The organism is Staphylococcus coagulans (assembly GCF_002901995.1).
Taxonomy (GTDB): domain Bacteria; phylum Bacillota; class Bacilli; order Staphylococcales; family Staphylococcaceae; genus Staphylococcus; species Staphylococcus coagulans.
On the sequence record NZ_PPQN01000057.1, the window covers coordinates 1 to 4852 of the forward strand.

5 protein-coding genes, 1 tRNA gene and 1 pseudogene are annotated in these 4852 nt (G+C 31.7%); 4 read left to right on the forward strand and 3 right to left on the reverse strand.

Translation table 11 applies throughout. From position 1 onward, the window contains the following. Positions 1-124 precede the first annotated feature (124 nt). Both CD118_RS10165 and CD118_RS12390 read left to right on the forward strand, forming a co-directional pair. Entirely contained in the window at positions 125-469 is a 345-nt protein-coding gene (locus CD118_RS10165; RefSeq protein WP_060830067.1) for a fibrinogen-binding protein, read from the forward strand. A gap of 239 nt (positions 470-708) precedes the next feature. Then, positions 709-813 (forward strand): annotated as a pseudogene (locus tag CD118_RS12390) (IS200/IS605 family transposase); the annotation flags it as partial. A gap of 304 nt (positions 814-1117) precedes the next feature. On the opposite strand, the gene CD118_RS10175 reads toward CD118_RS12390, so the two are convergent. The 3 genes from CD118_RS10175 to CD118_RS12395 all read right to left on the reverse strand — a co-directional run bounded on the left by CD118_RS10175 (position 1118) and on the right by CD118_RS12395 (position 3033). After that, positions 1118-1191, reverse strand: a tRNA-Arg gene (locus CD118_RS10175). A 297-nt stretch (positions 1192-1488) separates the two neighbouring features. After that, positions 1489-2793 carry a TrkH family potassium uptake protein gene (locus tag CD118_RS10180; RefSeq protein ID WP_050345781.1) on the reverse strand — a complete coding sequence of 435 codons (1305 nt, stop codon included), beginning with the start codon at positions 2791-2793 and terminating at the stop codon, positions 1489-1491. Between the two features lie 168 nt (positions 2794-2961). Continuing rightward, the gene (locus CD118_RS12395) at positions 2962-3033 is read right to left on the reverse strand and encodes an alpha-1/alpha-2 family phenol-soluble modulin (RefSeq protein WP_142380871.1); all 72 of its coding nucleotides are present in this window, start codon (positions 3031-3033) and stop codon (positions 2962-2964) included. A gap of 350 nt (positions 3034-3383) precedes the next feature. On the opposite strand from CD118_RS12395, the gene CD118_RS10185 reads away from it, so the two are divergent. Both CD118_RS10185 and CD118_RS10190 read left to right on the forward strand, forming a co-directional pair. After that, a complete protein-coding gene (locus CD118_RS10185; protein ID WP_060830066.1) occupies positions 3384-3515 on the forward strand; it encodes a beta-class phenol-soluble modulin in 132 nt (43 codons plus the stop codon). A gap of 175 nt (positions 3516-3690) precedes the next feature. Beyond that, positions 3691-4377 (forward strand): YjjG family noncanonical pyrimidine nucleotidase, encoded by a 687-nt coding sequence (locus tag CD118_RS10190; protein ID WP_060830065.1) that lies wholly within the window; start codon positions 3691-3693, stop codon positions 4375-4377. Positions 4378-4852: the final 475 nt, after the last annotated feature.

Genomic DNA, 4852 nt, shown 5'->3' on the forward strand with positions numbered 1-4852 from the left:
CATTAAATTCAATTAATAATGATGATAAATATTTATGAATAGTTAATTAATAGTTAATTACTAAATGGTAGAAAACCATGTATTGTATATATCTGTTAGTTATAAAAATTGGAGGAAAAAAATTATGAAAAATAAATTGATAACAAAATCATTATTAGCTATTGCTACAATTGGAATTACAACAACAACATTTATTGGAACTGCTGATGCAAGCGTAGTTAAAGGAACAAAAGAGAAAACAAATATCACTACTAAAATTGATGTAAATAATAAGTTTAATTTAACACCAAAAAGACAGCAACAACTTGAAAAAGCAAAACAATTAGTAACTGAATTCGAAAAAACACATACTGTTCAAGCACATCGAAAAGCACAAAGAGCCGTAAACATTGTTTCTTTTGAGTACAAATCTCAAAAGGATGCATTGCAACAAAGAATTGATAAAGCTTTGAAATATAAAGTTAAGTAATTTAGTATTATTTAGATTATTTCTAGATTTTGATTCATGACATTACACTTTTTAAAGCTAACATATTGGGAGTTTGTCAGAATGAATTCAATAAACCTATACCAACCAATAACTGATATGTCTATGCGATAGGAAAGTTTAAAATTTAATTTAATCCAATGAAGAGCGCCATGATTTCTAATAATTGTTAGAAAACATGGCGCTTTTTACTGTAAGAAGAAAACCGTGCGTTATGCGATAGAAAGGGTTTTGAAATAATAGAAGCTAGAGCATGTAAAGAATATATTCATATGTTAATGAGTATAGCACCAAAACTAAGTGTCGACCAATTTGTGGATATTTAGAAGGTAAGAGTAGTTAATGATATTTGATAGACACGCCCATTTAACCTCCAAACATTGAAAAGGAAAATTAAAAACTTAATATTAGAAAATGCTGAAAAATATATAATTATCAAAAACAACTTGAGAAAGAAAATGAATAAATAAACCCCGCCTGCAATAGGTGGGAGTGAAATAACAAGGACTCGGCTCTTAATGGGTCCCTAAAAATTCGGTTTATATGGTGTGTTATTGATAGGTAAAATAAAAAGAACCCCGTCGTTACGGGATTCTTAATTTTAAAAAGTACTTAAATTTCAGTAAATAGCGTCCTGGGAGGGATTCGAACCCCCGACCGATGGCTTAGAAGGCCATTGCTCTATCCAGCTGAGCTACCAGGACATTTTTAACACAAGATTAATTATAACGAACAATTTGTGATAAATCAATATTGTCTTCAAATCTTTTATATACAATTAACACGATATACAAAATATTACAATATAAATTTGTCAGTGTATATTGGAATATTAAACAAGAACAATATGAAGCGATTATAAACAATAAATTTTGAGTTCTCATAGTAATCTTAATATGCAATCCATTTTTAAATTAAAAAGACAGTTGCTGACTAAAATATGCGTTAGTTTTGTAAGCTAACACAAACTCTATCAACAACTGACAAATTAGAAAGAAGTATCACAAGTATAAGTGGCTTTTAGCGTAATGGAATGTTTCTCTTGTTCTATGTTGCAAGAGTCCTAATAGTGTAAGCACACCTACTTTACCCACAATCATTGTTATTATAATAAGCAACTTAGCGACTGAGCCATATTCCGTCGAAATACCTGTAGACAAACCGACTGTACCAAATGCAGAGATGACCTCAAAGGCAATGGCTTCAAATTGTAAGTTAGGTTGCGCCACTGAAAAGCAAAAGATAATCATAATCACGAACATCATAGCTGTTAACGTAATCGCAACTGCTTTTTGAATTTGTTTTTGATCAATAGATCGGCGGAATAAATGTGTGTGGCGGTGCCCATTCAATGATGTGATGACATATAAAATCACAAGTGCGAACGTCGTAACTTTAATCCCACCCGCTGCACTGATAGGTCCAGCACCGATAAACATTAAAATCATCGTCAACATTAATGTACCTGGCGCGAGATGTGAAAAATCAATGGTATTAAAGCCGGCTGTTCTCGTACTTACAGATTGAAAGAACGATGCTAGAAGTTGTTGTGAAAATGACATACCTTTAAAAGCGTGTGCGTATTCTAAGACAAAGTAACCTAATGTACCAACAACAATTAATATAAACGTGACAAAAAGTGTGACTTTTGTATGAAGCTGCAATCTTTTAAGTTGATGTGTTGTGACAATATCGAATAAAACGATATAGCCGATACCACCTAAAATAATTAACATAGCCACCATCAAATTAACGACGGGATCATGAGCGTAAGTAATTAAGTTATCACTAAAAAGTGAAAATCCTGCATTATTCAGTGCAGAGACAGAGGTAAATACGCTAATAAAAAGGCCATAAGACCAACCATATTCAGGCACAAATACAGTTGAAAGTACAAGTGCACCTATTGTTTCGAAACTGATTGTGAATATGAAAATAAATTTGGAAAAATCCGTGACATTTAATGATTCGTCAATATTTAACTCCAATTTGAAAAGCTGATTATTTCGATAACTAATCCGCTTTTGAGATATAATTAATGCCAATATTGAAACAGCAACAATCCCCATACCACCGATTTGGATAAGCAGCATGATGATTGTTTCTCCTAACACATTAAACTGTGATGTAATATCGACTGTTGATAAACCTGTAACCGTAAAAGCACTCGTTGCTACGTACATTGCGTCAATAAAAGAAATGGGCTTTTTACCCGTCCACGGTAAATAGAGAAGGATACTTCCTATGAGCGTGGTAGTTAAAAATAATGTGAGATATATTTGAATTGGTTGTTTTTTACTATACATCATTAAAGCCTCAGTTCTTTTTTGGATATAATAACATGTTATTTTGAAAAAACAAGTCTCTACTTTTTTGAACAACAAAATAAAGTAGGAAGTGGATACACTCGAGAAAAGTGTCTCTATCTTCCTACTTTATCATAAAAGATTAATATTGAGATAATAGAAAAAATATTATTTTGCAAATGTGTCAACTAGACCTTTAATTAATTTGATAATTCCTAAGATAATGCTTGCCCATGTCATTAGAATGACCTCCTTAGAATAAATTGTACTTTTATTATATAAGGAATGTCATTAAAAAAGTGACATATTTCCTAATAAGTAAATTTTTATGCGTATGTGTCTAATATTGTTAAATTCAATGACAGTTAGGCATTATTCTATACAGATATGCATATAAATTAATTTGTAAAGACAATTAAGTTGCGTAACTGTATATATTAAATTGTAAAAAGTACAGTTGTGCATGTTTTGTTGTCATTCAAGAAATAAATAACACAATTTAAAATAAATAGGCTATGGTAAAGACAACAAAGTTGTTGAATGCAACACTTTGTTACAAAAATTTATCTTAATTAAAGGAGTGTATTTTAATGTCAGATTTAATCAATGTAATTAAAGATACTATCCAAGCAGGTATTGATCAAGATTGGGTTACTATGGGGACAGGCATCGCAGATATTGTAGCAAAAGGTATTGACGTTATTTCTGGTTTCTTTGGATAAGATTTTCTTTCAATTAACAATCAAACATAGCTCATATTGTTCGATTCAACATAGAATATAATAGTGAGACAACAAGTGGTGAAAAGAACCTACTTGTTGTCTTTCATTTTATTTAAAATTGTAAGTTGATTTTGGTAAACTTGAAAACAGATTAACTAAAAATGGAGTGGACAAATTGAGTTATAAAGTGATTTTATTCGATTTTGATGATACATTAGTTGATTTTGATGATGCGGAAGTTAAAGCATATGATCATTTGATGGCCGTCTATCAAGTTCCTAAAGCATTACATAATTACAAAGCATTTAAAAAGATTAATCAAGCACATTGGGAGGCATTCCAACGTGGAGAAATAACAAAACAAGAAGTGTTATGTCATCGTTTTATAGAAACGTTTTCAACTTATCAGATGGAAGTAGATGGATACGAAGCAGATGTAACTTTTCGTGACGGGTTAGCATTAGCGCCCATTAAATGGTTAGAAGGCATTGAAAAGTTATTAGATGATTTAAAAAGTAAGTATAAAATTGCTATTGTGACAAATGGTGTTACAGATACTCAAAAACGACGTATTGCCCAAACTGATCTGAAAACTTTTGTTGATTCCATTTTTATTTCAGATGAAATTGGGGCACAAAAACCGCGTGTAGAATTTTTTGATGCTGTATTTAACGTATTTGATCAATATGAAAAAAATGATTTCTTAATCGTTGGAGATTCTTTAACTTCAGATATCCAAGGTGGAATTAATGCAGGGATTGACACGTGCTGGTACAATCATCGTCAGTTACATAATAAAACAGCGATCAAACCCACATATACAATTCAACATATTCAGGATTTAATTCAGATTTTGAGATAAATGGTATATTGGTTCCACCGGTGAGGACGGGAACGTGTAATTGAGCTCAATTTTACTGATTTACAATTTGATAGTGGATACATAGCTAAAAAGGTAGAGATGTGCGATGTTCAGAGTGGGTATTCAACTGATTTCAAGTAAAAAGGCGAGAGTGTGATATTTGCATCTTATTTACAAAAGGCTTTAAACATATAAGGAGCAATAGCTGACTGAGCGTTGTACCGTTCCCTACGGCCAATGGAGGCTGTGTCATTGAATTTATAACTTATTAAAATAAGGAGGCAGGACGTAGAAGTCTGCCTCCTTAATCAATTGTGATACAGTTTGGAATTGTCCTGAAACAGGTTACAAAAAATCACTGCATATGACTTTTAATCATTTATAAAAAGGGATGGATATCGTATTCAATCATAAAGACAAGCCTAGCACGTGTGAAGGTGTATGAATATGATGATGTCCCATCCCTTTAATAATT

Excerpts from the sequence above, each read along its gene's own strand:
- CD118_RS10185 (WP_060830066.1), top strand. The coding sequence starts at position 3,384 with ATGTCAGATTTAATCAATGTAATTAAAGATACTATCCAAGCAGGTATT.
- CD118_RS10180 (WP_050345781.1), bottom strand. The coding sequence starts at position 2,793 with ATGTATAGTAAAAAACAACCAATTCAAATATATCTCACATTATTTTTA.
- CD118_RS10165 (WP_060830067.1), top strand. The coding sequence starts at position 125 with ATGAAAAATAAATTGATAACAAAATCATTATTAGCTATTGCTACAATT.